Origin of the sequence: Bradyrhizobium sp., assembly GCF_035652035.1 — a bacterium.
Classification (GTDB): domain Bacteria; phylum Pseudomonadota; class Alphaproteobacteria; order Rhizobiales; family Xanthobacteraceae; genus Bradyrhizobium.
In genome coordinates this window covers 1-25,275 of sequence record NZ_DASREO010000052.1, presented here as the reverse complement: position 1 = coordinate 25,275, position 25,275 = coordinate 1, and the positions used below count along the sequence as shown (strand labels likewise).

Here is a 25,275-nt window from a genome sequence, read left to right as displayed (position 1 = left end):
TCGACGACGCGTGGAATGATGCCGCGCCGCCTTGCAGCGATTGTCGCAGGCGACATTGCAGGCTACAGCCGCCTCATGGAGTTGGATGAAGAGGGTACGCACGCGCGTGTCAAGCGGATCGAGCGCGATCTCATCCAACCCAGTATTACGGAACACTATGGCAGGCTCGTCAAAACGACCGGCGACGGCTTTATAGCAATTTTCGACAGCCCAGTTGAAGCCGTGCGCTCTGCCATCGTCATTCAGCAAAATATGTCGGGACGCAACGCGGCGCAGCCGAGAAATCTTTGGATCGAGTATCGGGTCGGCGTGAATCTAGGTGATGTGATCATCGAGGAGGACGACATCTACGGTGACGGGGTCAACATCGCCTCGCGTCTTGAAAGCATCGCCGATCCTGGCCAAGTGTATATCTCGGGCGGCATTTACGAGCAGATCAAGAATAAGCTCGTTTGCGGATACGAGTCGCTCGGGGATCGCAAGGTCAAGAACATCACCGACCCCGTTCGGGTTTACCGGGTGCTTCCCGATCCGGCTGCTTTCAGGACCCGAGACCGTCGAGGGACAGTTCTCATTCTCTCGATGAGCATCGTCTGGCTCGGCATTGCAGGCGCCGGACTCTGGTATTGGCTGCCGCACGGAAAGCCGCAGGAAACGTCGTCGATTTTGGTCCTGCCGCAGACGTCGAAAGCACAATTGCCGCCGCCGGTTACGAATCCATCGACGCAAGCCTCCGAGCCGTCGCGTCCTGCAGTAACGACCGCTCAGGCGCGGCCACAAACCCAGCCTGCGCCCTCAACCGCCTCGCCCGAGAAACAGGCGGCGTTGCAGAACGCGATACCCGCGCCTCCGACCTCGACGATACGGGAGCCCCAGATGAACATGCTCCAAGGAGGATCGTTCGTCATGGGCAGCAATGACGACGCCTCGGAAAAGCCGGTTCACCAGGTCACCGTCAAGCCGTTCGCAATCAGTCGCTATCCAGTTTCGGTTCGCGAATGGAACCAATGCGCTGCAGAGAAGGCTTGTCCGTTCGCGGCAGCGGGGAAGGATGACGCGCCGGTCACAAACGTAAGCTGGAGCGACGCCAAGCAATTTGCTGCCTGGCTCGCCGGCGCAACGCGCAAGCCATATCGGCTTCCGACCGAAGCGGAATGGGAATATGCCGCTCGCGGCGGAACGCACACCAGGTACTGGTGGGGCGACGAGCTTCAGCCCGGCATAGCCAATTGCAAGAACTGCGCTGACCTCGGGGCGATCGAACAACCGGTCAAAATCGGCAGTTTCAAACCGAACCCGTTTGGGCTGTATGACATGGGCGGCGGCGTCGACCAGTGGGTTGAGGATTGCTGGCACAAGAATTATCAAGGCGCGCCGTCAAACGGTTCACCGTGGCTCGAGAGCGACTGCGGATCGCACGTCATTCGGTCCGGCTCCTGGAAGAATGACGCCCGTTATGTGCGGCCGGCAAATCGCGACAGTTACGACACCAACGTTCGTTACCCGACACACGGTTTCCGGGTTGCCCTCTCTCCCTGAGGTTTTCAGAGGAGCACGTCCATGAAGATCGTCCGGCTTACGGTGCTGGCCGCGGCGTTGATGTCCATGCCATCCACGGCCTGGACTCAAGGAAAGCCTGCCGCAAAGGATGGGCTTTTGTATTTCATCTGGCCGCAGACCGGCGCCACGATCAAGGGAGGGTTCTGGTGCCGATTCGGTCTGCGCGGTATGGGCGTCACCCACGCGGGCGACGATTTTCAGAACAGCGGTCATCATCATTTGCTGGTTGATGTGAATGAACCGCTCAATGCGAACGAGCCAATCCCGCAGGACAAGAACCATCTTCATTTCGGTGCGGGTCAAACCGAAACCCGGCTCGAGCTTCAGCCCGGCAAACACACCCTTCAACTCGTGCTGGGGGACGCGAAACACTATCCGTTCAACCCGCCGCTCGTTTCAGACAAAATAACCGTGACGATCAAGTAGGATCGTGCGTCGGCAAATGTCGCGCCTGCCGAGCTGCCGAGAGCAGAAGCAAATCCAGCGCATCAGGCCGCCGATCCGCTGCGGTCTCGATCTCAGCGGCTGCGCCAAAAACGCAAATTCGAAAATCCGTTCAAGCTGTTCTGGTCGTCCAGCTTAAATTGCGAAAATATTCGCTTGTGCCGTCGGGCAAATCAGTGGTCCTTCTTCGCGCGTCCTGCGCTTATTCAAGAGGGGCGCTTCGCGATCGTCACGAACGTTTGGTGCAGGATGCGATGGACGTGGATGGCGTCGCCAGACGAGCGGCGCCACCCGCGGACGGCGAAGTCGTGTGGTCCCGATATCCCGACGCTGATATCAAGTTGGCGACGATGCTGACGCATCGCGCTGGCGATGGTGGCAAAAAAGCCCGGCTCACCAGGGAGAGCACGAAGGAAGCCGTTAAAACCAATCGCGCAGGGAATGCCGGCGTGAACCGGTGAACCTGTGGTGACTAACTCGTGTGCTTTTTACTTTTGCGCACGAGGCTGCGGGTGCATCGAGCGCCCGGCATTCCCTGCGCCCTCTGATTTATCGAGGGACGATGTCTTGGCAAAGCTCGGGCAAATGATGCCGCGAGAAGGCGAGGGTGTGTGCGTCATTGCGAGCGATAGCGAAGCAATCCAGTGGTCCTTGAAAAAGGTTCTGGATTGCTTCGTCGCTAACGCTCCTCGCAATGACGAGGGCTGTTTGACAAGTGAGATGAAGTGAAACCTAGCCCGCCGCCATGCCTGCGCGGATTTCGGCGCGCAGTTCGTCGATCAGCTTGAGGCCCTGCTTGGTCTCGACATGCCAGAAGGTCCAGCCATTGCAGGCCTCCGCGCCTTGCGCCACCGCGCCCATGCGATGGATCGAGCCGACCTTGTCGCCCAGCATGATGGCGCCGTCGGCGCGGACCAGCGCGCCGTGACGCTTCTTGGCGTCGACCAGTTTCGTTCCAGGCGAGATCATGCCGCGCTCGATCAGTTCGGAGAAAGCCACGCGTGGCGCGTCGCGCGCGGTGAGGAACGGCGCCAGCGTTGCCTCGGGCAGCGGCTCGACGGCGGCGATGCGCGCTTCGGCAGCCGCGGCATAGGTCTTGTCGCGCTCGAAGCCGATGTAGCGGCGGCCGAGACGCTTGGCGACCGCGCCCGTCGTGCCGGTGCCGTTGAACGGGTCGATGACGAGATCGCCTGGTTTCGAGGACGAGAGCAGCACGCGCGCCAAAAGACCTTCGGGCTTCTGGGTCGGATGCACCTTCTTGCCTTCCTTGTCCTTCAGCCGCTCTTCGCCGGTGCAAAGCGGGATCAACCAGTCGGAGCGCGCCTGCACGTCCTCGTTGGCGGCCTTCAGCGCTTCGTAATTGAAGGTGTAACCCTTGGCCTTCTCGTCGCGCGCGGCCCAGATCATGGTCTCGTGCGCGTTGGTGAAGCGGCGGCCGCGGAAATTCGGCATCGGATTGGACTTGCGCCAGACGATGTCGTTGAGGACCCAGAAGCCGAGGTCCTGCATGATCGCGCCGACGCGGAAAATGTTGTGATAGGAGCCGATCACCCAGAGTGTCGCCGACGGCTTCATCAGGCGGCGGCAGGCGAGCAGCCAGGCGCGGGTGAAGTCGTCATAGGCGGCAAAGGAGGAGAACTTGTCCCAGTCGTCGTTGACGGCATCGACGTGGGATTCGTCGGGGCGCTTGAGATCGCCCTTGAGCTGGAGATTGTAAGGCGGATCCGCGAACACGAGATCCACAGAGCCTGCCTGGAGCTTCGACATCTCGGCGACGCAATCGCCAATGATGATGCGGCTGTCTGGCTGGGACTCAAATTTAGTGCGGGGCGCCCTTGCAGACGCCCCGCGACGCGACTCAACCATGACTCAAATACTCTGACTCAGGCGACGCTGTCGGCGACGCGGGACCAAACAACCGACTGGGGGCACTTTGACGGGGCAAAGTAAAAATCGACTTAACCGGGCAATTCTTTCACGCCCTCGTCCAATCATTTTGCTTGCGGCAATCGGCTGATTTCTTGCGGACGCAGAAAGACGGGATCGGCGACGCAATGGAATTTAAAAGGGAATTAGGAATTCGCACTTTGCCGCATCAGTTCGCGACAAAATGCGTGGCTGATGCAAAGCGACCTCCACTAGGCAATTTTTGCCGGGCGGGTTATTAGTCGAGACGAAGAAAATTCTGCCGTCCTGGCTCGAGCGCGAGATCGCGCCAGCTGAACGCAACAAGGAAATCAGACCATGCGTTACGATGATTTTCGCCGCAGCGACGACATCGAGGACCGTCGCGACGATAGCGGTGGCGGGTTCGGCGGGGGCGGCGGCTTTCAATTGCCGATCGGCGGCGGCGGTGGTCTCGGCATCGGCACCATCATCGTGCTCGGCATCGTCGGATATGCGCTTGGCATCGATCCGCGCCTTCTGATCGGCGGCGCGGAGATCCTGACCGGCGGCAACGGCCAGGCGCCGACCTATCAGACCGATCGCCGCTCCACGACCGTCAAGCGGGGCGCGCCGACCGACGAAATGGGCAGCATGATATCGGGCATTCTCGGCGAGATCGACGATCGCTGGAGCGAGATTTTCCAGGCCGCGGGCCAAAGCTATACCGGTCCGAAGATCGTGCTGTTTCGCAACGCGACCAATGGCGGCCGCTGTGGCATGGCGCAGTCGGCGATGGGGCCGTTCTACTGTCCGCCGGACAAGACGATCTTTCTCGATACCGGCTTCTTCCGCGAGGTCGAAACCAGATTCCATGGCTGCCAGGGCTCGGCGTGCAAGTTCACCGCGGCCTACATCATCGCGCATGAAGCCGGCCATCACATCCAGAATTTGCTCGGCATCCTGCCGCGCGTGACGGCGCAGCAGCAGGCGGCTGGCGGCAGGACCCCTGAGGCCAACCGCCTTCAGGTGAAGGTGGAATTGCAGGCCGACTGCCTCTCCGGCATCTGGGTCAATCGCGAAGAGAAAAAGCGGCCGGGCTTCATCGAGCCGGGCGATATCGATGGCGCCTTGCGGACCGCATCCGCCATCGGCGACGATACTTTGCAGCGTCAGGCGACGGGGCGCGTGGTGCCGGACTCCTTCACCCATGGCTCGGCGGAACAGCGCAAGCGTTGGTTCATGACCGGCTATCAGCAGGGAACATTGAAGGCGTGCGACACGTTTAGTGCTGCCAGCCTGTGAGTTTAGCCGTCATGCCCGGCCTTGTGCCGGGCATCCACGTCTTGCTTTACTCGCTCGGGCGATAAGTCGTGGATGGCCGGGTCAAGCCCGGCCATGACGAGAAGAGATAGTCATGACCTCGATCGACGAAACCAAACAATTCGTGCCGCTCAACATCGCGGTGCTGACCATCTCGGACACGCGCTCGCTCGCCGACGACAAGTCGGGCGCGACGCTGGCGGAGCGCATCGTTGCTGCTGGCCATAAGCTTGCGGCGCGCGAAATCATCGTCGACGATGTCGAGGCGATCCGCGTGATCGTCAAACGATGGATCGCGGACGAAGGCGTCGACGCCATCATCACCACGGGCGGCACCGGCTTCACTGGCCGCGACGTGACACCGGAAGCGATCGAGCCGCTGTTCGAGAAGCGAATGGATGGCTTCTCCATCGCCTTCCACATGCTGAGCCACGCCAAGATCGGCACTTCGACCATTCAGAGCCGCGCGACAGCCGGCGTCGCCGGCGCGACCTTCATCTTTTGCCTGCCGGGTTCGCCGGGCGCCTGCCGCGACGGTTGGGACGGCATCCTTGCCGCGCAGCTCGATTACCGGACGCGGCCCTGCAATTTCGTCGAGATCATGCCGCGGCTGGACGAACATCTGCGCCGGCCCAAGGCAAAAGGCGCCTCGGCTTGAACGCCGGGCAAAGAAGGTCGGTCGATAACGTCTAAATTTCAAAACAAAGTCCTAACGGAACCTTACAAACTACCCGCCAGATTCCTGTGAAAGCCCGGGATCGCCGGGGCTTTAGGCCGTGCAACCACCGGTGACGTCGATGAGTGTTGTTGAACACAGGGAAAAGGTGTTGCGGGAGCCGCGACGGCAACTGCACAACCGTTTGGCCTGGATTTCGGCCGACAACGGCGTGACCGAGTACGAATGCCACGTTCTGGACCTTTCGTCCGGCGGCGCGCGGATTGCGACCGATGATGCGATGGATGTGCGGGACCGCTTCGAGCTGACGCTGGTGAAGGGCCATCACAAGCGCGATCTGTGCGAAGTCGTCTGGCGCCGCGGCAAGACCTACGGGGTCAAGTTCGTCACGCTGCTTCCGGTCGCGGTCGAGCCGGCTAGCGATCCGGCAGCGGCATCAGTCCAGCCTTCGTGATGGCGGGTGCGGCGTCTTTCGAACTGAGGAATTGAAGCAAAGCACGCGCGGCTTCCGGCTCTCGCGGTGTTTTGGTGAGAACGCCGGCGAAGGAAAACATTGGCTGCACCTCGGTCGGCAATGCGCCAACGAATGTAATGCCGGGTGTATGAATGAGTTCGGCGACCTGCTGGAAGCCGATCTCGGCCTCGCCGCGCGCCACGACCGCCGCAACCGGCTCGCCGGACGGCGGTCCTCGCACTTTCCGGCTCTTGGGCATGATCTGATCGGTAACGCCGAGCTTGGCGAACAGGACCGTCGACAGATAGGTGCCGCTGCCGCTGTCCGAATAGGCGATGGACTTCGCCGCAAGCAGCGTGCTCCGAAGCGCTGCGACGCTACTGATGTCCGGTTTCTCAGCGCCCTCGCGCACCACCATGCCGATCAGCGATCGCGCCAGTTCGACCTTGCTTTCGGCTTGCACTAGGTTGCGCTTGCCGAGTTCGTCGGCCGCGCCGCCATCGAGGATCACGACGTCCGCAGCCTCGCCGCGCGCAAGCCGGGCCGGGATCGCCTCCGGAGAATCTCCCATCGAGGGACCGCGCGTGGTGATCAGGCGATGGCCGGTCGCGCGCTCGAAGGTTGGGGCAAGCTCTGAATAGGCGCCGTGAAAGCCGGACGAGATCATCACGTGGATGTCGGCGGCAAGGGCCGTATTGGCGACCAGCACGATGGCGGCTGCGACGATCGATACCCATCGGCTCGAAAAGGGCAGGCGCACTAGAGCTTCATCTCCCAGGTCTCACCGATCAGGCTCTGGCCGAAACTGCGATGCGGTTCGGATGCCACCAGCACAAAGCCTGCATCCTGGTAGATCTTACGGGCCGCCGTCAGAATGCTTTGCGTCCACAGCGTGATCTTGCGATAGCCGCAGGCGCGCGCAAAGGCAATGCATTCTCCGACCAGCCGCTTGCCCAGGCCCTGGCCGCGCCCGGCCGGTTCGACCAGCAGCAATCGGAGCTTTGCCACGTCGTCGTCGTGCCGGACCAGCATCACCGACCCGACCGGTGTGCCGTCGATTTCGGCGATCCAGCATCGTTCGCGCGAGGCATCGAAGGATTTGATGAATGTCGCGACAATTTCCGCAACCAGCGCTTCGAACGAGGAGTCCCAGCCATATTCCCGCGCGTAACACGCGCCCTGGCTCTGCGCGATCCATCCCATGTCGCCCGGCCGCGGTTCGCGCAACGTCGCCGGCGCATGCACCTCGCCGAGCAGGCCCTCGATGGCCGCCATGGCGGCGGTGAGACGCCGACGGTCATTCTCCGGCAATGGCCGCAGCATCCTTGAGACATCGTCATGCGAACTGCGATCGAGTTTCGCGAAAGCCTGGCGTCCCTTGGCGGTCAGGCTGAGCTGATGCTGCCGCCGGTCCGCCGGCAACGGTTTGCGGCTGATCAAGCCGTCATCGTCAAACTTCTGCACGATGCGGCTGAGGTAACCCGCATCGAGGTCGAGTTCGGCCCCGATTTCTTTGGCGGCCGCGCCGTCGCGGTGCGCCAGTTCATACAGCACCCGCGCCTCGCTCAGCGAGAACTGACCCAGAAGCCTTTGGCCGAGCACACCGAGCTGGCGCGTGTAAAAGCGGTTGAACGCGCGAACCGCCGATATCTGGCTTTCATCGTCCGGAAGCATGGGGCACCTCAATACTTGTCACTGTCAATTAATTAGTTGACTTTGGCAAGTATGTGTCAGGCCATGACGATCCGGCTGTGCAGCAGGGTCAGCGAGGACCGGCCGAGCGCGCGAAGCAGCCGCGTTTCGGGATGGCGAGCGTTCGGCGCGTGGCCGCCGAGCCGTTCATAATGATCGCGCGCAATCAGCAGTCCCTGGTCGGCGAAGGGACCTGCGATCATTCGCCCGATCGACCTTAGACCGTCACGAAAGGTGCGGTCGGAGTAGGGGGAGCGCGCGTAGCGAAACACGCCGGCGCGCGGACGGTCGCTGTCGGCAACGCGCTGGATGAACTGCACGGTCTCGTCGATCCAGCCGTGATCCAGCACCGCGCCCGCATGCAGGAACATCAGCCACGGAGAGCGCGCCTCGCGCGCACCTGCGGCCAGCGCCGCGGCGCGCGATCCGTCAAAGGGCAGGAACCGGCATCCGGCGACATCGGCGACCCTTTCGATCACACCATTATCGCCGCGATCGATCAGCAACACTTCGCGGACGACGCCGGCCGCCGCGCCCGGCACCAGCGGCGCCAGCGTGGCAACGACCGGGTGCTCGCACCCCTCTGTCGGAATGATGACGCTCAGCATGATCTCAACAGCGAAAAATCGCGGGAACCGTTATCACCTTGTCACATTCAAATCAGCCCGCTCGCATGCAGCTTTTTGCGGCATATCGCGAAAACGAACCTCAAACGCTTTTTCTCGCATTGCCTTGTGGATCGCGCCAATCGCGTTCTTGATTTGTTCTTTTTCCGTGCTATGTTCGAACCATGAGCAGAGCATCCTCAAATGCGCTCAAGCACCCGCCGGTCAAGGCGCCCTCCAAACCGGCGGGTGCGCCTTCTGACTTTCCGGAGCTTGCAGTCGCGATCGATCGTGAACGGCGACGGGGCCGGGGCGCGCAATCCAACTCCAGCGGCCGCTATGAAGCCGAGGCGAGGGTCGCGTTCGACGACGGTTGGCAGAGCCTTGAAGAATTGCCGCCGTTCAAGACCACAGTGTCGCTCGATACCTCGCGGAAGGTCATCGCGCGCAACGATTCCCCCGACATCGGCTTCGACCGGTCCATCAATCCCTATCGTGGTTGCGAGCACGGCTGCGTCTATTGCTTCGCGCGGCCGACGCACGCCTATCTCGGTCTGTCGCCGGGGCTCGATTTCGAATCGAAACTGCTGGCCAAGCCCGACGCACCGCAGCTGCTGGAAAAGGAACTCGCGGCCGAGAATTACGGACCGCGCATGATTGCGATCGGAACCAATACCGATCCGTACCAGCCGATCGAGCGCGACCACAAGATCATGCGTGGCATTCTCGAAGTGCTGGAGCAAGCGTCGCACCCGGTTGGCATAGTCACGAAATCGGCGCTCGTCACACGCGATATCGACATCCTGGCGCGGATGGCCAAGCGCAATCTTGCGAAAGTGGCGATCTCGGTGACGACGCTGGATGCGCGGCTGGCCCGCACCATGGAGCCGCGCGCCTCGACGCCGCCGCGGCGGCTGGAGGCGTTGCGGCGATTGTCGGATGCTGGGATTCCGACCACTGTCATGGTCGCCCCGATCATTCCGGCGCTGAACGACAGCGAAATCGAGCGCATTCTCGATGCGGCGGCGCACGCCGGCGCCAAGGAGGCGAGCTATGTTCTGCTGCGCCTGCCGCTCGAAGTGCGCGATCTCTTTCGCGAGTGGCTGATGGCGAATTATCCGGATCGCTACCGCCACGTTTTCACGCTGATCCGCGATATGCGCGGCGGCCGCGACTATGACTCGCAGTGGGGAACGCGGATGAAAGGCACCGGACCCATGGCCTGGATGATCGGGCGCAGATTTGAGATCGCCTGCGAAAAGCTCGGGCTGAACAAGCGGCGGTCAAAGCTGACGACGGAACATTTCGCGCGGCCGAAGCGGGGCGGACAGCAACTCAGTCTGTTCTGATTTTGAGTGAGGAGCGTTCATGCCCAAGCCGCCGGTTCCCAGGCTGACTGTTATCACACTTGGTGTCGCTGACATGCGCCGGAGCATCGCCTTCTATGAGGCGCTGGGTTTTGTCCGGAAATTTCGTGCAACGGGTGAGGCGGTGGCGTTCTTCGATACCGGCGCAACCGTGATTGGGCTGTTTCCATGGGATCAACTGGCGCAAGACGCGACTTTACCCGAGCATCCAAGGCCCAGGGTCTTCCGCGGCATCACGCTGGCCTGGAACTGCCGATCCACCGAAGAAGTCGATGAGGTCATCGAATTTGCGATTTCGAAAGGTGCGCGAGTGCTGAAGCCTCCGCACAAGACCGATTACGGCGGTTACTCCGGATATTTTGCCGATCCTGACGGGCACCCCTGGGAAGTTGTGGTTGCACCGAATATCGAAGTCGGAGAAGACTGCCGCGTGCATCTGCCGGATTGACGCGTGCATCTGCCGGATTGATCTGCATGAGGCGTTGTTGAGAGCGGTGAAAGGCAGGCGCGGAGCCGAAGTTCCCGGTTGCGCGGCATCGCGGGCTTGCGCACGATCCCGCCATGATTCGGGAAAAGTCCGACAAGACCTCAGTCAAGCTGCCGAAGGGAGTCATCGCGATCTCGCCGCCGAGTTTTCGCCGCGAGCGGGCGCTGATCAAGCGCGGCGTGTGGCCGGTCGCGGGCTGCGACGAGGCCGGGCGCGGGCCGCTTGCCGGTCCGGTTGTCGCAGCCGCCGTCGTGCTCGATCCGAAGCGAATTCCCAAGGGTATCGACGATTCCAAGCGGCTGACGGCGGAGCGCCGCGAGGAACTGTTCGAGGAAATCTGCGCGACTGCCTCGGTTTCAGTTGTCTTCGCATCCCGTGCGCGAATCGATCGCGACAATATCCTGCGCGCCTCGCTGTGGGCGCTCAAGCGCGCGGTCGAGAGCCTGCCGGAAGCCCCGCAGCATGTCTTTGTCGATGGCCGCGACCGGCTGAACACGGCATGCGACTGCGACGCTGTGATTGGCGGCGACGGGATCGTGGTGTCGATCGCAGCCGCCTCGATCATCGCCAAGGTAACGCGCGATCGTCTGATGTGCGCGTTGGCCGAGGAATGTCCGGGTTACGGCTTCGAGTCTCACAAAGGCTATAGCGTGCCGGAACACCTGGAAGCGCTCGATCGGTTGGGTCCCTCGGTTCACCACCGCAGTTTTTTCGCGCCGGTCGTGGCGGCCCGGGAAAAGCATCAGCCCTGGACGATCAAGCACGAGGCCGATCTGTTCGATCCGCCGGTTGAGATGCCCGTGGTTTCAGCTGCCGAGTGAAACAGTTGCCTCTCGGCGTGGCGCACTTTAAGACCGTTGCCTGACGCGAGGTTAGAGGCGATCCGGCCGTCATATGCGCTTCACTTCCCTGGTTATCGAGTTGATCCGTGCCCGGCCGAGGCTGGTGGTGTGGCTTGTGGTGGTGTTGCAGGCAATCCTGTGGCTCCTGGTATCGCTTATTTTGTACCGCAGCCCTCCCGCCGATCTCGCCAGCGTGGTCGCGCTTGGTCGTGAGTATCGGGTTGGAAGCGACCTCGGTCCGCCGCTGGCATTCTGGCTTGCCGATATCGCGTATCGCGCCGTCGGCAATCATATGTTCGGCGTCTATCTCCTGGCCCAGCTCTGCTCGATTGCGACATTCTGGATCTTGTATCTTTTCGCGCGCGCCGCCGTCGGCGGGCAGCAAGCGGTGCTTGCGGTTCTTCTGACGATGACGGTGCTGGCGTTCAGCGCGCCGGGCCTCGAGTTCGGCCCGCTGGTACTGGCGCGTCCGCTATGGGCGCTGCTTTTGTTGCATTCTTGGCAATTGATCGGCCAGAACCGGCGTAACGCCTGGTTCGCCTGGTCGATCGAAGCAGGCCTGTTGCTGCTGACGACGTCGGCCGGCATCGTGCTGCTGGTGCTGGTGATCGGATTTGCGCTGGCGACGGCGCGGGGCCGGCGTGTCCTGATGTCGTTCGATACGCTGTATGCGCTTTTGGTGATCGTCGTCCTGGTGTTGCCCTATCTGATCTGGCTGATCCGCGCCGACGTTCCGCATCTGCCGCATCTGCCGCCGGTTGCCGATTTGAGCGGCCGGGCGTTGCACGGCGCCGAATTGCTCGGCGGCCTGCTGTTCGCATCGATGGGTATCGCGATCGTTTCAGTCTTCAACTCCGGATGGCTCGACCGCACGCAGGACGAAGCGCCCGTGATGTTTCGGCCTCCCGTCGATCCGGCGGTGCGCGATTTCGTCTACTTTTTTGCCTTTGCGCCTGCGCTCGTTGGATGCCTGATATCCGGCCTCTTTGGTCTCGATCATGTTGTGGGCGGGCCGGGCGTCGTCCTTTTGATGTCGGGACTGGCAACCATCGTGGCGTGCGGCGATCTCATTCATCTGCGGCGCCAGCGGACGTTGCGCTCTGTCTGGGCATTGATCATTCTGACGCCGGCTCTTGCGGTCGTCGGCGCTGCGATCCTCATCCCATGGACCACGAGCCGCGAGGTGACTACCTCATTGCCGGCGACGGCAATCGGGCGTTTCTTCGACGACAGTTTTGCGCGGCGAACCAACCAGCGCCTGTCGGCGGTGAGTGGCGACGCGCAGCTCGCGACCTTGATCAGCCTGAGCCCGACGCGTCCGCATCTGTTTCTCGCCAGCGCGCCAGAACGAACGCCGTGGCTCGATCTGAGCAAGTTCAATCAAACCGGCGGCGTCGTGGTTTGGCGCGCCTCTGACACTGACGGAACGCCGCCGCCCGACATCGCCCGACTGTTTCCGGGCCTTGCGCCTGAAGTGCCGCAGACTTTCGATCGACTGGTCAACGGCCGGCAATCGTTGCTGCGGATCGGCTGGGCGATCATCCGGCCGAAGGCGCCGTGAATCGTCGCTAAGAGGCCGACTGAGACAGCGCCTTGGCGATCGCGCGCAAATCCTGCCATGACAGGCGCTTGTAGGATGGCGAGCGCAGCAGATAGGCCGGATGGAAGGTCGCCATCGCGCGGATCGTGCGCGTGCCCGTGTCATAGCTGAGCCAGCGCCCGCGAGTCTTCATGATGCCCTCGCGCGTCGCCAGCAGCGTTTGCGTCGAAGGATTGCCGAGCGTCACCAGAATGTCCGGATCGACCAGTTCGATCTGGCGCTGGATGAATGGCAGGCAGATCTGCGTTTCCTGCGGCGTCGGCGTCCGGTTGCCTGGCGGCCGCCACGGAATGACGTTGGCGATATAAACCTTGGTGCGATCAAGTCCGATCGAGGCGATCATCCGGTCGAGCAGCTTGCCCGAACGTCCAACGAAGGGCAGGCCTTCGATGTCCTCGTCGCGCCCCGGCGCTTCGCCGACGAACATGATGCGCGCCGTCGGGTTGCCGTCGGCAAACACCAGGCGCGTGGCGGTCGACTTCAACGCGCAGCCGTCGAACTTTTCCAGGAGATCGCGAAGGATTTCGAGCGAAGAGGCCGTGCGGGCGGTCTCGCGCGCACTCGCGATCACGGCGTCCGGCGCCGGCGGTGGTTCGGAGAGAGGCGCGGCGGGAGGGGTCGGCGCCGTTTCGGTTGGGCGGGACGGGTTGACGTCACGGGCAGGGGCCGCCGTCTTGAAGTCTGCCGGCCTGTCGGGCTCGGCCAGCCGGTTGATCGGCTCTTCCGAGAGCGCGCAATCGACCCCGGCCTCCAGATAGAAGGACAGCAACTGAGAGACGGAGGGCGCAGGTTCGGGCGTCAACTGGTTGATCTCGTGCCGGCTTTGGCGGAAATTCCGCAGGTCGAAAAATGCCGAGGTCTTGCCGCCACACTAGACTTGATTGGGCTGCAACGAAACGTTCGATGCGGCATTTCTATGTTGTTCTTCCCGCAAAAATCGGAAACAACGTGGCTAGTGGAGTGGATTTGACATTCGCTACCTCTTGCCGGGCATTCGAAATGCGAATGTCAAATCCAAAACTCCACTAGAAAACCAATGTTTGCTAGTGGTCCTTTGATTCTAACATTTGCAAATGTGCCTGCCACACCGGGATGCAAATGTTAGAATCGGACCACTAGTCCTTTCCAAGTCTGAGATCAGATCATGAGCACCGAAGAATTGCCTCCGCGCGAATCCATGGAATTCGATGTCGTGATCGTCGGCGCCGGGCCTTCCGGTCTTGGTGCGGCCATCCGCCTGAAGCAACTCAACCCGGAGCTTTCGGTGGTGGTCGTCGAGAAGGGATCGGAAGTTGGTGCGCACATCTTGTCAGGCGCCGTGATGGATCCGGTTGGGCTCGACAAGCTCGTGCCGGATTGGCGTGAGGATGCCGATTGCCCGCTGAAGACGCAGGTCAAGGACGACCGGTTCTTCTGGTTCACCGAGAGAGGCGCGATCAAGGTGCCGAACTTCATCATGCCGCCGCTGATGAATAACCATCATTGCTACATTGGTTCGCTCGGCCGGCTGTGCCGCTGGCTCGCCAGCAAGGCCGAGGCGCTGGGCGTCGAAATTTATCCGGGCTTTGCGGCGGCCGAAGTACTTTACGACGACAAGGGTGCCGTGCGCGGCATTGCGACCGGCGATATGGGTATCGCCAAGGATGGCACGCACAAGGATTCGTTCACGCGCGGCATGGAACTGTGCGGCAAATACACGCTGTTCGCTGAGGGCGCGCGCGGCAGCCTGACCAAAGAGCTCATCGCGAAGTTCGCGCTCGATGCCAAAAGCGAGCCGCCGAAATTCGGCATCGGCCTGAAGGAAGTCTGGCAGATCGATCCCGCAAAGCACCAGAAGGGCCTGGTTCAGCACGCGGTTGGCTGGCCTCTGAAGGACGACACCGGTGGCGGCCTGTTCTTCTATCATTATGACGAGAACCTCGTGTCGATCGGCTTTGTCGTTCACCTGAACTATGACGATCCGTATCTGTCGCCCTTCGACGAGTTCCAGCGCGTCAAGACGCATCCCACCGTTCGCTCCGTGCTGGAAGGCGGCAAGCGGCTCGCCTATGGCGCGCGCGCGATCACCGAAGGCGGCTATCAGTCGGTGCCGCGTCTCAGCTTCCCCGGCGGCGCCCTGATCGGTTGCGCTGCGGGTTTTGTGAACGTGCCGCGCATCAAGGGCGTGCACAATGCGATGGGCAGCGGCATGCTAGCGGCCGAACATGTTCACGCCGCGCTCGGCGCAGGTCGTGCGAATGACGAACTCGTCGAATACGAAAATGCCTGGCGCTCGTCGGCGGTCGGCAAGGATCTCTACCCCGTCCGCAACGCCAAGCCGTTATTGTCGAAGTTCGGTACTTTCCTCGGCGCCGGACTCGGGATCTTCGACATGTGGTGTAACACATTGCTCGGCGTCTCGTTGTTTGGAACCCAGTCGCACGCCAAGCCCGATCGCAAGACGCTCGATCCGGCAAAGGTTCATGCTCCTATCACCGCAACCAAGCCTGATGGCAAGTTGACCTTTGACCGGCTGTCCTCGGTGTTTCTGTCGAATACCAATCACGAGGAAGACCAGCCAGTTCACCTGAAGGTCGCCGACATGAACCTGCAAAAGACCTCGGAGCACGATGTCTATGCTGGTCCGTCGAATCGCTATTGCCCGGCCGGCGTCTACGAGTGGGTGGAAGAAACGTCAGGTCCGCGCTTCGTGATCAACGCCCAGAACTGCGTCCACTGCAAAACCTGCGACATCAAGGACCCCAACGGCAACATTACCTGGGTTCCCCCGGAGGGCGGCGGCGGGCCCAATTACGAGGCCATGTGACCACGATTGCGTGAGAGCGATTGGTCTGCAGCCACGATACTGCCATACTGACGGGGTTTCAGGCGGGGAGGCGGTGGTGAGGCCCGTCCGTCGATTGATTCGCTATGCCCGTATCCTTGCGATTGGCCGCCAAAACCGGCATTGTCGCTGAGCTTGATGCGCCGATTGGGCCTGCATCCGATATCCTACGATCCCGGTAAATTCTGGAGCCAAGGCGAACCCTGATGCTTTCTTTCCGATTCAATCGCTCGGCGATTGCCGCACTCGCTTTCCTGGCACTGCCCGTTGCGGCTGCCGCGCAGACGCCCGACCATCCGGCCGACAACTCCGCGCAATTTCCGTCCCCCCACGACCTGAAGACGCTGACGACCGCCGGCAGTTATCTTGCCGCCCGTCACGCCAGCGTCGAGCGGGATGCCGCCTCGGCAGCGACCTTCTATCGCTCGGCGCTCCGGACCGATCCGAAGAACAATGAACTGCTCGATCGTGCCTTCATTTCCTCGCTTGCGGACGGCGACATCGAGGAAGCCGTCAAGCTGGCCGATCGTATTCTCGCTACCGACAAGACCAATCGCGTGGCGCGGCTCGTGATCGGCGTGCGCGATCTCAAGCAGAAGAAGTATGCCAGCGCGCAGTCCAACATCAATCAGTCGATCCGCGGGCCGATCACCGACCTCGTCGCCACCCTGCTGACCGGCTGGGCAGCTTACGGCGCCGGCGACGCCAAGAGCGCGGTCGCGACGATCGACAAGCTCGCCGGCCCCGAATGGTATCCGATCTTCAAGGATCTGCATTCCGGCATGATCCTCGAACTGGCGGGCAAGGAGAAGGACGCTGGTGTTCGCCTTGAGCGCGCCTACAAGCTCGAAGACTCGATGCTGCGCGTCTCGGACGACTATGCTCGCTGGCTGTCGCGCAACAAGGACGCGGCTGCGGCGAAAACGGTCTATGAGGCCTTCGATAAGAAGTTGCCGCGGCACCCGCTGGTGCAGGAGGCGATGCGCGAAGTGGATGCCGGCAAGAAGCTCCCGCCGATCGTGGATTCGCCGCAGGCCGGCGCGGCCGAGGCGCTGTACGGGATCGGCGCGACGCTGACCCGCCGCGGCGGCGAGGACCTTGCGCTCGTTTATTTGCAGCTTGCGCTTTATCTGGTGCCGAACCATCCGCTGGCATTGCTGTCGCTCGCCGATCTCTATGAATCGGTGAAGAAGCCGCAGATGGCGATCAAGGTCTACGAGCGGGTGCCGGCAAGTTCGCCGCTCAAGCGCAACGCGCAGATCCAGCTTGCGATTGATCTCGATGCGGCGGACCGCACCGACGACGCAATCAAGATCCTCAAGAGCGTGACTGCGGACGACCCGAAGGATATCGAGGCCGTGATGGCGCTCGGCAATATCGAACGCGGCCGCAAGAAGTTCGCCGATTGCGCCACGACCTACTCGCAAGGCATCGATATCCTGCCGAAGGAGACCGACAAGAACACCTGGGTCTACTACTATTACCGCGGTATCTGCGAGGAGCGGTCCAAGCAATGGACCAAGGCGGAAGCCGACATGCGCAAGGCGCTCGAATTGCAGCCCGAGCAGCCGCACGTGCTCAACTATCTCGGCTATTCGTGGATCGACCAGGGCGTCAATCTCGACGAAGGCATGAAGATGATCAAGCGCGCCGTCGACCAGCGCCCGGACGACGGCTACATCGTGGACTCGCTGGGCTGGGCCTATTACCGCATCGGCAACTACGAAGACGCGGTGAAGAATCTGGAGCGGGCGATCGATCTCAAGCCCGAGGATCCCACCATCAACGACCACCTCGGCGACGCCTATTGGCGCGTCGGCCGCACGCTGGAGGCCAAATTCCAGTGGGCGCACGCCCGCGATCTCAAGCCGGAGCCGGAAGACCTGCCGAAGATCGAGGCAAAGATCGAGCATGGCCTGACCGACGACACGACCGATACATCAGCGGCCGCGGCTGACAAGAAAAAGGACGACGGCAAGGGCGGCTAAAAAATTGGGGCCGCCAATCGCGGCCCCACACCTTGCGATATTTGCGGCTAGCGAAGCTGGCGTTGCTTTCAGTTTCGCTGCGGCCTCTTCAAAGGAACGTCAGAGTCAAAGCTTCACTAGAACGGTATATTTGCTAGCGTCCCTTTGGTTCTGATATTTCGTGAAGGGTGCCCGCTGCGATATGAGACGAAATGTCAGAACCGGGACACTAGAATTTTGACGCGCAGTTTTCTGGATCGTTTTTCCCTCGGTTTATTGGATTTGCATTTGCTATGACCTCGGGTGGAACGACCGATGCCGCCGTTACGTCTTCCGCGGGAGAGCTTGCCGACGAGGCGCGTGCCAAGGTCAATCTGACCCTTCGGGTGGTCGGACGCCGCGCTGACGGCTACCACGATCTGGAAAGCGTAGTCGCCTTTGCCGATTGCGCCGATCGGCTCACTTTGCTTCCGGGCGAAGAACTGCGCCTTGCGACCACAGGTCCGCTGGCGGCGGCCTGCGGCGAGGTGGCCGACAATCTCGTGCTGAAAGCGGCGCGCTTGCTGGCCGAGCGTGTGCCGCGCTTGAAAACCGGCACATTCACGCTCAACAAGGTGTTGCCTGTCGCGGCCGGAATTGGCGGTGGTTCGGCAGATGCAGCGGCGGCGCTGCGGCTGCTCGCTCGCGCCAACGACCTTGCGATAGATGACAAGCGCCTGACCGAAGTCGCAAAACTGACGGGTGCTGACGTCCCGGTTTGTGTCCCCTCCCAACCCTGCGTCATGACCGGGGTCGGCGAGAGCCTGCTGCCGCTCAAGCTGCCGAAGATACCATGCGTGCTGGTCAACCCGCGGATTGCGGTCGCCACCAAGGACGTTTTCACAGCGCTCGGCCTGCGCAGCGGAGAACTGCTCGTTGGGATTGCCGATGTGATCCAGGCCATGGTCTGGCCGGAAGCGGGCGCTTCACTTGAGGAATGGGTCGAGGCGTTCGCGGCCAGCTCCAACGATCTGGAGGAGCCGGCGATGCGGATTGAGCCCGTCATTGGCAACGTCATCGCGGCGCTCAATGCCACCAATGGCGCCTGGCTGGCGCGCATGTCCGGCTCCGGGGCCACCTGCTTTGCGATCTATGAGAACACGGCAGAGGCCGGTCGCGCGGCGGAAAAGATTCGCAGCGATCACCCGACGTGGTGGGTTCATGCGGGCGTGTTGAGCTGACGCTCCCGCTGCTCAGTGCGTGCGCGCCAGGCAGAACGCCACCACCTGCTCCAGTGCAGTCTTCATCGGGGAAGGCGGAAACAGCGCCAGCGCGTCGACCGCCATCGCCCCATAATGTTGCGCGCGGTTGATCGTGTCCTCGAGCGCGCGGTGCTTGGTCATCAGCCCGACGGCATGATCGAGATCGCCGTCGCCGATCTCGCCGCGTTCGAGCGCCCGGCGCCAGAATTCGCGCTCGACGTCGTTGCCGCGGCGGAACGCGAGCACCACCGGCAGCGTGATCTTGCCCTCGCGGAAATCGTCGCCGACATTCTTGCCGAGTTTTGCTGATTTGCCGCCATAATCCAGCACGTCGTCGACGAGCTGGAAGGCGATGCCGAGATTCATGCCGACCGAGCGGCAGGCGGTCTGCTCGTCCTTCGGACGGTTGGCGATGACGGGGCCGACTTCGCAGGCGGCTGCAAACAATTCGGCGGTCTTGCCACGGATCACGGCGAGGTATTCGTCCTCTGTGGTCGCGGTGTTTTTCGCGGCGGCAAGCTGCATTACCTCGCCTTCGGCGATGGTGGCAGCCGCCGACGACAGGATATCGAGTGCGCGCAGCGAACCGACCTCGACCATCATCCGGAATGCCTGGCCAAGCAGGAAGTCGCCGACCAGCACGCTCGCCTCATTGCCCCACAGCATGCGCGCGGACAGCTTGCCGCGCCGCATTTCGCTTTCGTCGACGACGTCGTCGTGCAGCAGCGTTGCGGTATGCATGAACTCGACGGAAGCCGCGAGCTTGATGTGGCCGTCGCCGGAATAACCGGTCAGGTTGGCCATTGCGAGCGTCAGCATCGGCCGCAGCCGCTTTCCGCCCGATGAAATCAGGTGATTGGCCACCTCGGGGATCATGGTGACCTCCGAGCCGGTTCGCGACAGGATGGTCGCATTCACCCGCGCCATATCGGCGGCGACGAGCTCAACGAGCCCGTCGATCGAAGCGTCGGAAGGGCTCTCGAAGGGAACTATAACCGCCACGTAAGTCTCCAGATTTGCCCAATCGGCCATATCCTAAGGTATAAGCATAGAAAGACACAGGTGGCGCGGCAAGGCCGCAAGGAGACGACATGGCAACAACATGTCGCTAGTGGAGTGGATTTGACGTTCGCTACCTGCCTAGCAGCAAACTCGGAAAGCGAATGTCAAATCTTAAACTCCACTAGAAACATATGTTTGCTGGTGGTCCCATGATCCTGACATTCGCAAAAGTGCCCGCTGAGGAGGGATGCGAATGTCAGGATCGGACCACTAGGACGGCGGGAATAGAACAGGAATAGAAGGAGAATATAGGTGCGGGAATTGGTGCGGACCAACGACATCGTGCTGGTTTCGGCGATCGGCGCACTGCTTGACGGCGCCAATATCCACCATCTGGTGGCCGACCAGAATATGAGCGTTGTCGACGGCTCGCTCGGGGTGTTGCCGCGCCGGATTCTGGTGCACGAGGACGACAATCAGCTGGCACGCCAGATACTCAGCGACGCTGGCCTCGCCCATGAGCTGCGCCCCGATGAGTGAGCTTGCTGGCGACGTCACCGAGGACGCCTTTCTCGGTGGCAAATTGCGCCTTCGCCAGCCGAAATCAGGTCATCGCGCCGGCCATGATGCGATGCTGCTGGCAGCGGCCACGCCGGCTCGCGCGGGCGATCGCGTGGTTGATTTCGGCGCGGGCGTCGGCGCCGCAGGCCTTGCGGTCGCCACGCGTGTCGCCGGTATCAGGCTGGTTCTCGTCGAGATCGATGCGGCGCTCGCGGACATGGCGCGGACCAACGCAACCGGCAATGGAATTGCGACTGAGGTACATGTGCTTGATGTGACCTCCGGCGCGGAGAGCTTCGCATCGGTTGGCCTCATTCCCGACAGCGTGGATGTCGTGCTGATGAACCCGCCGTTCAACGACGCCTCACGCCACCGGGCCTCGCCGGACAGAGCGCGCGAGGTCGCCCACGTTGCGGCCGCGGAAACGCTTGAGGGATGGATTCATGCGAGCCGGCGGATTCTCAAATCCGGCGGACATCTCGTGATGATCTGGCGCGCCGATGGGATTGCCGAGCTGCTGGCCGCGCTCGGCCGTGGCTTTGGCAGCCTGATGATCCTGCCGGTTCATGCCGATGCGGCCTCGCCGGCGATCCGCGTGCTGGTCCGCGCCACCAAAGGTGGGCGGGCGCCGACGCGGCTCCTGGGCGCGCTCATCCTGAACGATGAGACAAACCGTGCGACGCCAGCTGCCAGAAACATTTCGGCCGGTGAGAGCGTATTGCCGCTGGCAGAAGCTTGATCGCTGGAAGAGACGTTAGCCCGAAATTTACTGCGAAACCGGCTTCGGGTCCTGTTTCGGCGTCGAAGTGAGATGAATCGCGGTGAAAAGGATACCGAACAGCGTCATCAGCAAATAGATCTTCATGGCGTGCTCCGCGGTATCCCGAAGGGCTTGGGTGGGCTCTTCAGCGATACGATCGAAATTACACAAGCGTTCCATCGGTTGAATGACAGTGTCGTGATAAGAAACGGTTAATTTGAGGTAAGGGTATGTCCGAACATTTCAGCGAAGCGCGGCGATGGCCGGCCGGGATCGAAAAGTTGATGAGCTTTATTCCGGCGCGGCTGCGGCGTGGCCGCGCCGTCGTGCCCGTGGTTCGCTTGTCGGGCGTGATCGGGGCGGTGACGCCGCTGCGGCCGGGAATGTCGCTTTCCGGCGTCGCGCGAACGCTCGAGCGCGCTTTTTCCGTCAAGAATGCGAAAGCGGTGGCTCTGGTGATCAATTCGCCCGGCGGATCGCCGGTGCAGTCGCGGCAGATTTACCTGCGTATCCGTCAGCTCGCCGAAGAGAAGAAGCTGAAGGTTCTGGTCTTTGTGGAGGATGTCGCGGCGTCCGGCGGTTACATGATTGCGTGTGCGGGCGACGAAATTTTTTGCGATCCGTCCTCGATCCTCGGCTCGATCGGCGTGGTCGGAGGCTCCTTCGGCTTTCAGGAGTTGATCAAGAAAGTCGGCGTCGAGCGGCGGCTCTACACTGCAGGCGCCCACAAGGCGATGCTCGATCCGTTCCTGCCCGAAAATCCCGACGACGTGACGCGGGTGAAGGCGCTCCAGAAGGAAATCCACGCGATCTTCATCGCACTTGTGAAGCAAAGCCGGGGGGCGCGGCTGAAGGGCGCCGATGACATGCTTTTTACCGGCGAATACTGGGCGGGCGAGACCTCTGTGTCGCTGGGTCTGGCCGATGCGATCGGCGATCTGCGCTCGACGTTGCGTGCCCGCTTTGGCGAGAAGGTCCAAACCCCGCTGATTGCCCCGGCAAGCGGCATGTTGTCCGGCCTGCTCGGGCGTCGCTCGCCGGGCGCGCTGGCCGTGGACGGGCTGTCCAGCCTGCCTGAGGAGGCGATTTCGGCACTGGAAACACGGGCAATTTGGGCAAAATTCGGGTTTTGAACAAGTTTCCCCGCGCCATTTGGCCCCGCTTTTAGTCGATTGCGGGACGGTCCGCGTTGGTAGACAATAAGGAAAAGGGGCGCGTGACCAATGGACGAGGATCGACCGATGCCGCCGCTTGTCGCATTCGCTGGCGCTCTTGGAGGGCTGGCCATCATTCGCTGGGCCTACCGGACCGCGCTGAGAGTTAGCCAGGAACTGGAGGAGGCCCGCCTGGAGCGGGCCGCGGAAGCAGCCCGCCCGCGGGACATTCCGACACTGCGCCGGGACCCGAACACCGGTGCTTACCGGCCGGGTTGATCCCAAGACCTCATCCTGAGGAGCGGGCGATAGCCCGCGTCTCGAAGGATGGCCGCAAAGATCGGGGCCTCATGGTTCTCCCGGCGATGCAAAGCATCGTCCGGTGACGCGCTCCTTGGTTTCATGTTTTTCACCGTTCGCGACGGCCTCGCAGGCTCGGCCTGCTCGGGTGAGCCTCCTCACCATGAGGAATAAGAGCCGGCGTCGCCTTGATTCCCGAACTGCCCGCCGATACGGTCCCGCGCGATTTGACCCGCGGAACGATCTGAATCGACGATGGATGCCTTGCCTGCGCATATGCGCCCGGAACGTTCGTTCCAGGGACTGATCCTGACGCTGCAGCGTTATTGGGCGGATTACGGCTGCGTGATCCTGCAGCCCTACGACATGGAAGTCGGCGCCGGCACCTTCCATCCCGCTACCACGCTGCGTGCGCTCGGCCCCAAGCCGTGGAATGCGGCCTATGTGCAGCCGTCGCGGCGGCCGAAGGACGGGCGCTACGGCGAAAATCCAAATCGTTTGCAGCACTACTACCAATTCCAGGTGATCCTGAAACCGTCGCCGGGCGACATCCAGGAGCTCTATCTGAAATCGCTCGCCGCCATCGGCATCGATTCGCATCTGCACGACATCCGCTTTGTCGAGGACGACTGGGAGAGCCCGACGCTGGGCGCCTGGGGTTTGGGGTGGGAATGCTGGTGCGACGGCATGGAAGTTAGCCAGTTCACCTACTTCCAGCAGGTCGCAGGCGTCGAATGCGCGCCCGTTTCCGGCGAACTCACTTACGGGCTTGAACGTCTCGCCTGCTATTTGCAGGGCGTCGACAGCATCATGGATCTGAACTTCAACGGCCGCGAAGGCGCCGAGAAGGTCAGCTATCGCGACGTGTTCTTCCAGGCCGAGCAGGAATATTCACGGCACAATTTCGAATATGCCGACACCGCGATGCTGTTCGAGCAGTTCAAGATGGCCGAAAATGCCTGCCGGAAATATCTCGAAGCCGGATGGCGCAACGGCGGCAATCAGAAAGAGCATCTGATGGCGCTGCCCGCTTACGATCAGTGCATCAAGGCGAGCCACGCCTTCAATCTGCTAGATGCGCGCGGCGTGATCTCCGTAACCGAACGGCAAAGCTACATCCTGCGGGTGCGCGAGCTCGCCAAGGCCTGCGGCGAAGCCTGGGTGCATACCGAGACGGGAAGGGCAGGCTGATGCCCGATCTCCTGCTCGAACTGTTTTCCGAGGAAATTCCCGCGCGCATGCAGGCGAAGGCGGCGGACGATCTGCGCCGCATGGTCACCGACAAGCTCGTCGCCGAGGGGCTCGTCTATGAAGGCGCGAAAGCGTTCGCGACGCCGCGGCGGCTCGCGCTGACCGTACATGGCATTCCTCCGCGCCAGGCCGATCTGAAGGACGAGCGCAAGGGGCCGCGCGTCGGCGGGCCCGAGGCCGCGATCGCTGGTTTCCTGAAAGCGACAGGTCTTTCGTCGATCGAGGAAGCGCAGATCCAGCGTGACCCCAAGAAAGGCGACTTCTACATCGCGCTGATCGAAAAGCCAGGCCGCGCCACGATCGACGTGCTCGCCGAAATCCTGCCTGTTATCATCCGCACCTTTCCGTGGCCGAAATCGATGCGCTGGGGCGCGCGCTCGGCCAAATCAGGCTCGCTGTCCTGGGTGCGGCCGCTGCACGCGATCACCTGCACTTTTGGGTTAGAGACCGAAGAGCCCGACGTCGTGAAATTCAACGTCGATGGCATCGAGACCGGCCAGACCACGTTCGGCCACAGATTCATGGCGCCGCAGGCGATCTCCGTACGCCGCTTCGAGGACTATGAAGCGAAGCTGCTCGAAGCCAATGTCGTGCTCGATGCCGAACGCCGCAAGGACGCGATCGTCACCGACGCCAGGACGCTGGCGCAGGCGCAGAATTTCGAGCTGGTCGAAGACCAGGCGCTTTCAGACGAGGTCTCGGGCCTCGTCGAATGGCCGGTCGTGCTGATGGGCTCCTTCGACAAGGAATTCTTGTCGATCCCGGGCGAAGTCATCCGCGCCACCATCCGCAACAACCAGAAGTGTTTTGTGGTGCGCGATCCCGCGACGGACAAGCTCGCCAACAAGTTCGTTCTGACAGCCAATATCGAGGCATCGGATGGCGGCAAAGCCATCGTTGACGGCAACGAGCGCGTGATCCGCGCGCGGCTCTCCGACGCGAAGTTTTTCTACGAGAGCGATCTCAAGACGAAGCTCGAAGATCGCCTGCCGAAATTCGACCAGATCGTGTTTCATGAAAAGCTCGGCACGCAAGGCGAGCGCATCAAACGGATCGAGCGCTTGGCCGCCGAGATTGCGCCGCTGGTCGATGCCGACGTTGAGAAGACGAAGCGTGCCGCACGCCTGGCAAAGGCGGATCTGCTCACGGAAGTCGTCGGCGAATTCCCCGAGCTTCAGGGCTTGATGGGAAAATACTATGCGCTTGCGCAGGGCGAGGATGCTTCCGTCGCCGCGGCGAGCGAGGAGCACTACAAGCCGCAAGGCCCGAACGATCGCGTGC

25 protein-coding genes are annotated in these 25,275 nt (G+C 62.0%); 19 read left to right on the top strand and 6 right to left on the bottom strand.

Features of this window, described 5'->3' with window-relative positions:
- Positions 1-18 precede the first annotated feature (18 nt).
- The 3 genes from VFB05_RS14640 (at position 19) to VFB05_RS14630 (ending at position 2,465) form a co-directional block, all read left to right on the top strand.
- A complete protein-coding gene (locus VFB05_RS14640) occupies positions 19-1,539 on the top strand; it encodes an SUMF1/EgtB/PvdO family nonheme iron enzyme (protein WP_414643202.1) in 1,521 nt (506 codons plus the stop codon).
- Positions 1,540-1,560: 21 nt separating this feature from the next.
- A complete protein-coding gene (locus tag VFB05_RS14635) occupies positions 1,561-1,986 on the top strand; it encodes a DUF4399 domain-containing protein (protein ID WP_325013442.1) in 426 nt (141 codons plus the stop codon).
- A gap of 260 nt (positions 1,987-2,246) precedes the next feature.
- On the top strand, positions 2,247-2,465 hold the full coding sequence (locus VFB05_RS14630) for a hypothetical protein (protein WP_325013441.1): 219 nt from the start codon (positions 2,247-2,249) through the stop codon (positions 2,463-2,465).
- Positions 2,466-2,736: 271 nt separating this feature from the next.
- On the opposite strand, the gene VFB05_RS14625 is transcribed toward VFB05_RS14630, so the two are convergent.
- Positions 2,737-3,870, bottom strand: a complete 1,134-nt coding sequence (locus VFB05_RS14625; RefSeq protein WP_325013439.1) for a site-specific DNA-methyltransferase — start codon at positions 3,868-3,870, stop codon at positions 2,737-2,739.
- A 378-nt stretch (positions 3,871-4,248) separates the two neighbouring features.
- Here VFB05_RS14625 and ypfJ point away from each other — a divergent pair, with 378 nt between their 5' ends.
- The 3 genes from ypfJ (at position 4,249) to VFB05_RS14610 (ending at position 6,341) form a co-directional block, all read left to right on the top strand.
- Positions 4,249-5,193: a KPN_02809 family neutral zinc metallopeptidase gene (gene ypfJ, locus VFB05_RS14620; RefSeq protein WP_325013438.1), complete on the top strand. Its 945-nt coding sequence runs from the start codon at positions 4,249-4,251 to the stop codon at positions 5,191-5,193.
- 112 nt (positions 5,194-5,305) lie between these two features.
- Positions 5,306-5,869: a molybdenum cofactor biosynthesis protein B gene (gene moaB, locus VFB05_RS14615; RefSeq protein ID WP_325013437.1), complete on the top strand. Its 564-nt coding sequence runs from the start codon at positions 5,306-5,308 to the stop codon at positions 5,867-5,869.
- A gap of 139 nt (positions 5,870-6,008) precedes the next feature.
- Entirely contained in the window at positions 6,009-6,341 is a 333-nt protein-coding gene (locus tag VFB05_RS14610) for a PilZ domain-containing protein (RefSeq protein ID WP_325013436.1), read from the top strand.
- Here VFB05_RS14610 and VFB05_RS14605 read toward each other — a convergent pair.
- The 3 genes from VFB05_RS14605 to VFB05_RS14595 are packed head-to-tail and all read right to left on the bottom strand — an operon-like array spanning position 6,304 to position 8,641.
- Positions 6,304-7,101 (bottom strand): substrate-binding domain-containing protein, encoded by a 798-nt coding sequence (locus VFB05_RS14605; RefSeq protein ID WP_325013435.1) that lies wholly within the window; start codon positions 7,099-7,101, stop codon positions 6,304-6,306. The genes VFB05_RS14610 and VFB05_RS14605 overlap by 38 nt on opposite strands.
- Positions 7,101-8,015, bottom strand: a complete 915-nt coding sequence (locus tag VFB05_RS14600) for a helix-turn-helix domain-containing GNAT family N-acetyltransferase (protein WP_325013434.1) — start codon at positions 8,013-8,015, stop codon at positions 7,101-7,103. Before VFB05_RS14600 ends, VFB05_RS14605 begins: the two co-directional genes overlap by 1 nt.
- Positions 8,016-8,071: 56 nt before the next feature.
- The gene (locus VFB05_RS14595) at positions 8,072-8,641 is read right to left on the bottom strand and encodes a glycosyl transferase (protein ID WP_325013433.1); all 570 of its coding nucleotides are present in this window, start codon (positions 8,639-8,641) and stop codon (positions 8,072-8,074) included.
- 182 nt (positions 8,642-8,823) lie between these two features.
- Here VFB05_RS14595 and VFB05_RS14590 point away from each other — a divergent pair, with 182 nt between their 5' ends.
- From VFB05_RS14590 to VFB05_RS14575, 4 genes are all read left to right on the top strand, one after another.
- Positions 8,824-9,987, top strand: a complete 1,164-nt coding sequence (locus VFB05_RS14590) for a PA0069 family radical SAM protein (protein WP_325013432.1) — start codon at positions 8,824-8,826, stop codon at positions 9,985-9,987.
- A gap of 19 nt (positions 9,988-10,006) precedes the next feature.
- Positions 10,007-10,453 (top strand): VOC family protein, encoded by a 447-nt coding sequence (locus tag VFB05_RS14585; protein WP_325013431.1) that lies wholly within the window; start codon positions 10,007-10,009, stop codon positions 10,451-10,453.
- A 113-nt stretch (positions 10,454-10,566) separates the two neighbouring features.
- Positions 10,567-11,313: a ribonuclease HII gene (locus tag VFB05_RS14580; RefSeq protein ID WP_325013430.1), complete on the top strand. Its 747-nt coding sequence runs from the start codon at positions 10,567-10,569 to the stop codon at positions 11,311-11,313.
- A gap of 73 nt (positions 11,314-11,386) precedes the next feature.
- Positions 11,387-12,895, top strand: coding sequence for a glycosyltransferase family 39 protein (locus VFB05_RS14575; RefSeq protein ID WP_325013429.1), 1,509 nt, complete (start codon positions 11,387-11,389; stop codon positions 12,893-12,895).
- Positions 12,896-12,902: 7 nt separating this feature from the next.
- On the opposite strand, the gene VFB05_RS14570 is transcribed toward VFB05_RS14575, so the two are convergent.
- Positions 12,903-13,736, bottom strand: a complete 834-nt coding sequence (locus tag VFB05_RS14570) for a uracil-DNA glycosylase (RefSeq protein ID WP_325013428.1) — start codon at positions 13,734-13,736, stop codon at positions 12,903-12,905.
- Positions 13,737-14,078: 342 nt separating this feature from the next.
- Here VFB05_RS14570 and VFB05_RS14565 point away from each other — a divergent pair, with 342 nt between their 5' ends.
- From VFB05_RS14565 to VFB05_RS14555, 3 genes are all read left to right on the top strand, one after another.
- Positions 14,079-15,740 (top strand): electron transfer flavoprotein-ubiquinone oxidoreductase, encoded by a 1,662-nt coding sequence (locus tag VFB05_RS14565; RefSeq protein ID WP_325013427.1) that lies wholly within the window; start codon positions 14,079-14,081, stop codon positions 15,738-15,740.
- A gap of 224 nt (positions 15,741-15,964) precedes the next feature.
- Positions 15,965-17,746, top strand: a complete 1,782-nt coding sequence (locus VFB05_RS14560) for a tetratricopeptide repeat protein (RefSeq protein WP_325013426.1) — start codon at positions 15,965-15,967, stop codon at positions 17,744-17,746.
- 272 nt (positions 17,747-18,018) lie between these two features.
- Positions 18,019-18,945, top strand: a complete 927-nt coding sequence (locus tag VFB05_RS14555) for a 4-(cytidine 5'-diphospho)-2-C-methyl-D-erythritol kinase (protein WP_325013425.1) — start codon at positions 18,019-18,021, stop codon at positions 18,943-18,945.
- A gap of 12 nt (positions 18,946-18,957) precedes the next feature.
- On the opposite strand, the gene VFB05_RS14550 is transcribed toward VFB05_RS14555, so the two are convergent.
- Positions 18,958-19,968: a polyprenyl synthetase family protein gene (locus VFB05_RS14550; RefSeq protein ID WP_325013424.1), complete on the bottom strand. Its 1,011-nt coding sequence runs from the start codon at positions 19,966-19,968 to the stop codon at positions 18,958-18,960.
- Between the two features lie 312 nt (positions 19,969-20,280).
- Here VFB05_RS14550 and VFB05_RS14545 point away from each other — a divergent pair, with 312 nt between their 5' ends.
- From VFB05_RS14545 to glyS, 6 genes are all read left to right on the top strand, one after another.
- Complete coding sequence (locus VFB05_RS14545; protein ID WP_325013423.1) at positions 20,281-20,508, top strand: DUF2007 domain-containing protein; 228 nt, start codon at positions 20,281-20,283, stop codon at positions 20,506-20,508.
- Positions 20,501-21,268, top strand: coding sequence for a tRNA1(Val) (adenine(37)-N6)-methyltransferase (locus VFB05_RS14540; RefSeq protein WP_325013422.1), 768 nt, complete (start codon positions 20,501-20,503; stop codon positions 21,266-21,268). The genes VFB05_RS14545 and VFB05_RS14540 overlap by 8 nt, the downstream gene beginning before the upstream one ends.
- Positions 21,269-21,519: 251 nt before the next feature.
- Positions 21,520-22,422: a S49 family peptidase gene (locus VFB05_RS14535; protein ID WP_325013421.1), complete on the top strand. Its 903-nt coding sequence runs from the start codon at positions 21,520-21,522 to the stop codon at positions 22,420-22,422.
- A 108-nt stretch (positions 22,423-22,530) separates the two neighbouring features.
- Positions 22,531-22,722 carry a hypothetical protein gene (locus VFB05_RS14530; protein ID WP_325013469.1) on the top strand — a complete coding sequence of 64 codons (192 nt, stop codon included), beginning with the start codon at positions 22,531-22,533 and terminating at the stop codon, positions 22,720-22,722.
- Positions 22,723-22,998: 276 nt separating this feature from the next.
- On the top strand, positions 22,999-23,934 hold the full coding sequence (locus tag VFB05_RS14525) for a glycine--tRNA ligase subunit alpha (protein ID WP_325013420.1): 936 nt from the start codon (positions 22,999-23,001) through the stop codon (positions 23,932-23,934).
- Positions 23,934-25,275 (top strand): glycine--tRNA ligase subunit beta (gene glyS / locus VFB05_RS14520; RefSeq protein ID WP_325013419.1); only part of this gene is annotated, 1,342 nt, incomplete at its 3' end. The genes VFB05_RS14525 and glyS, both read left to right, overlap by 1 nt.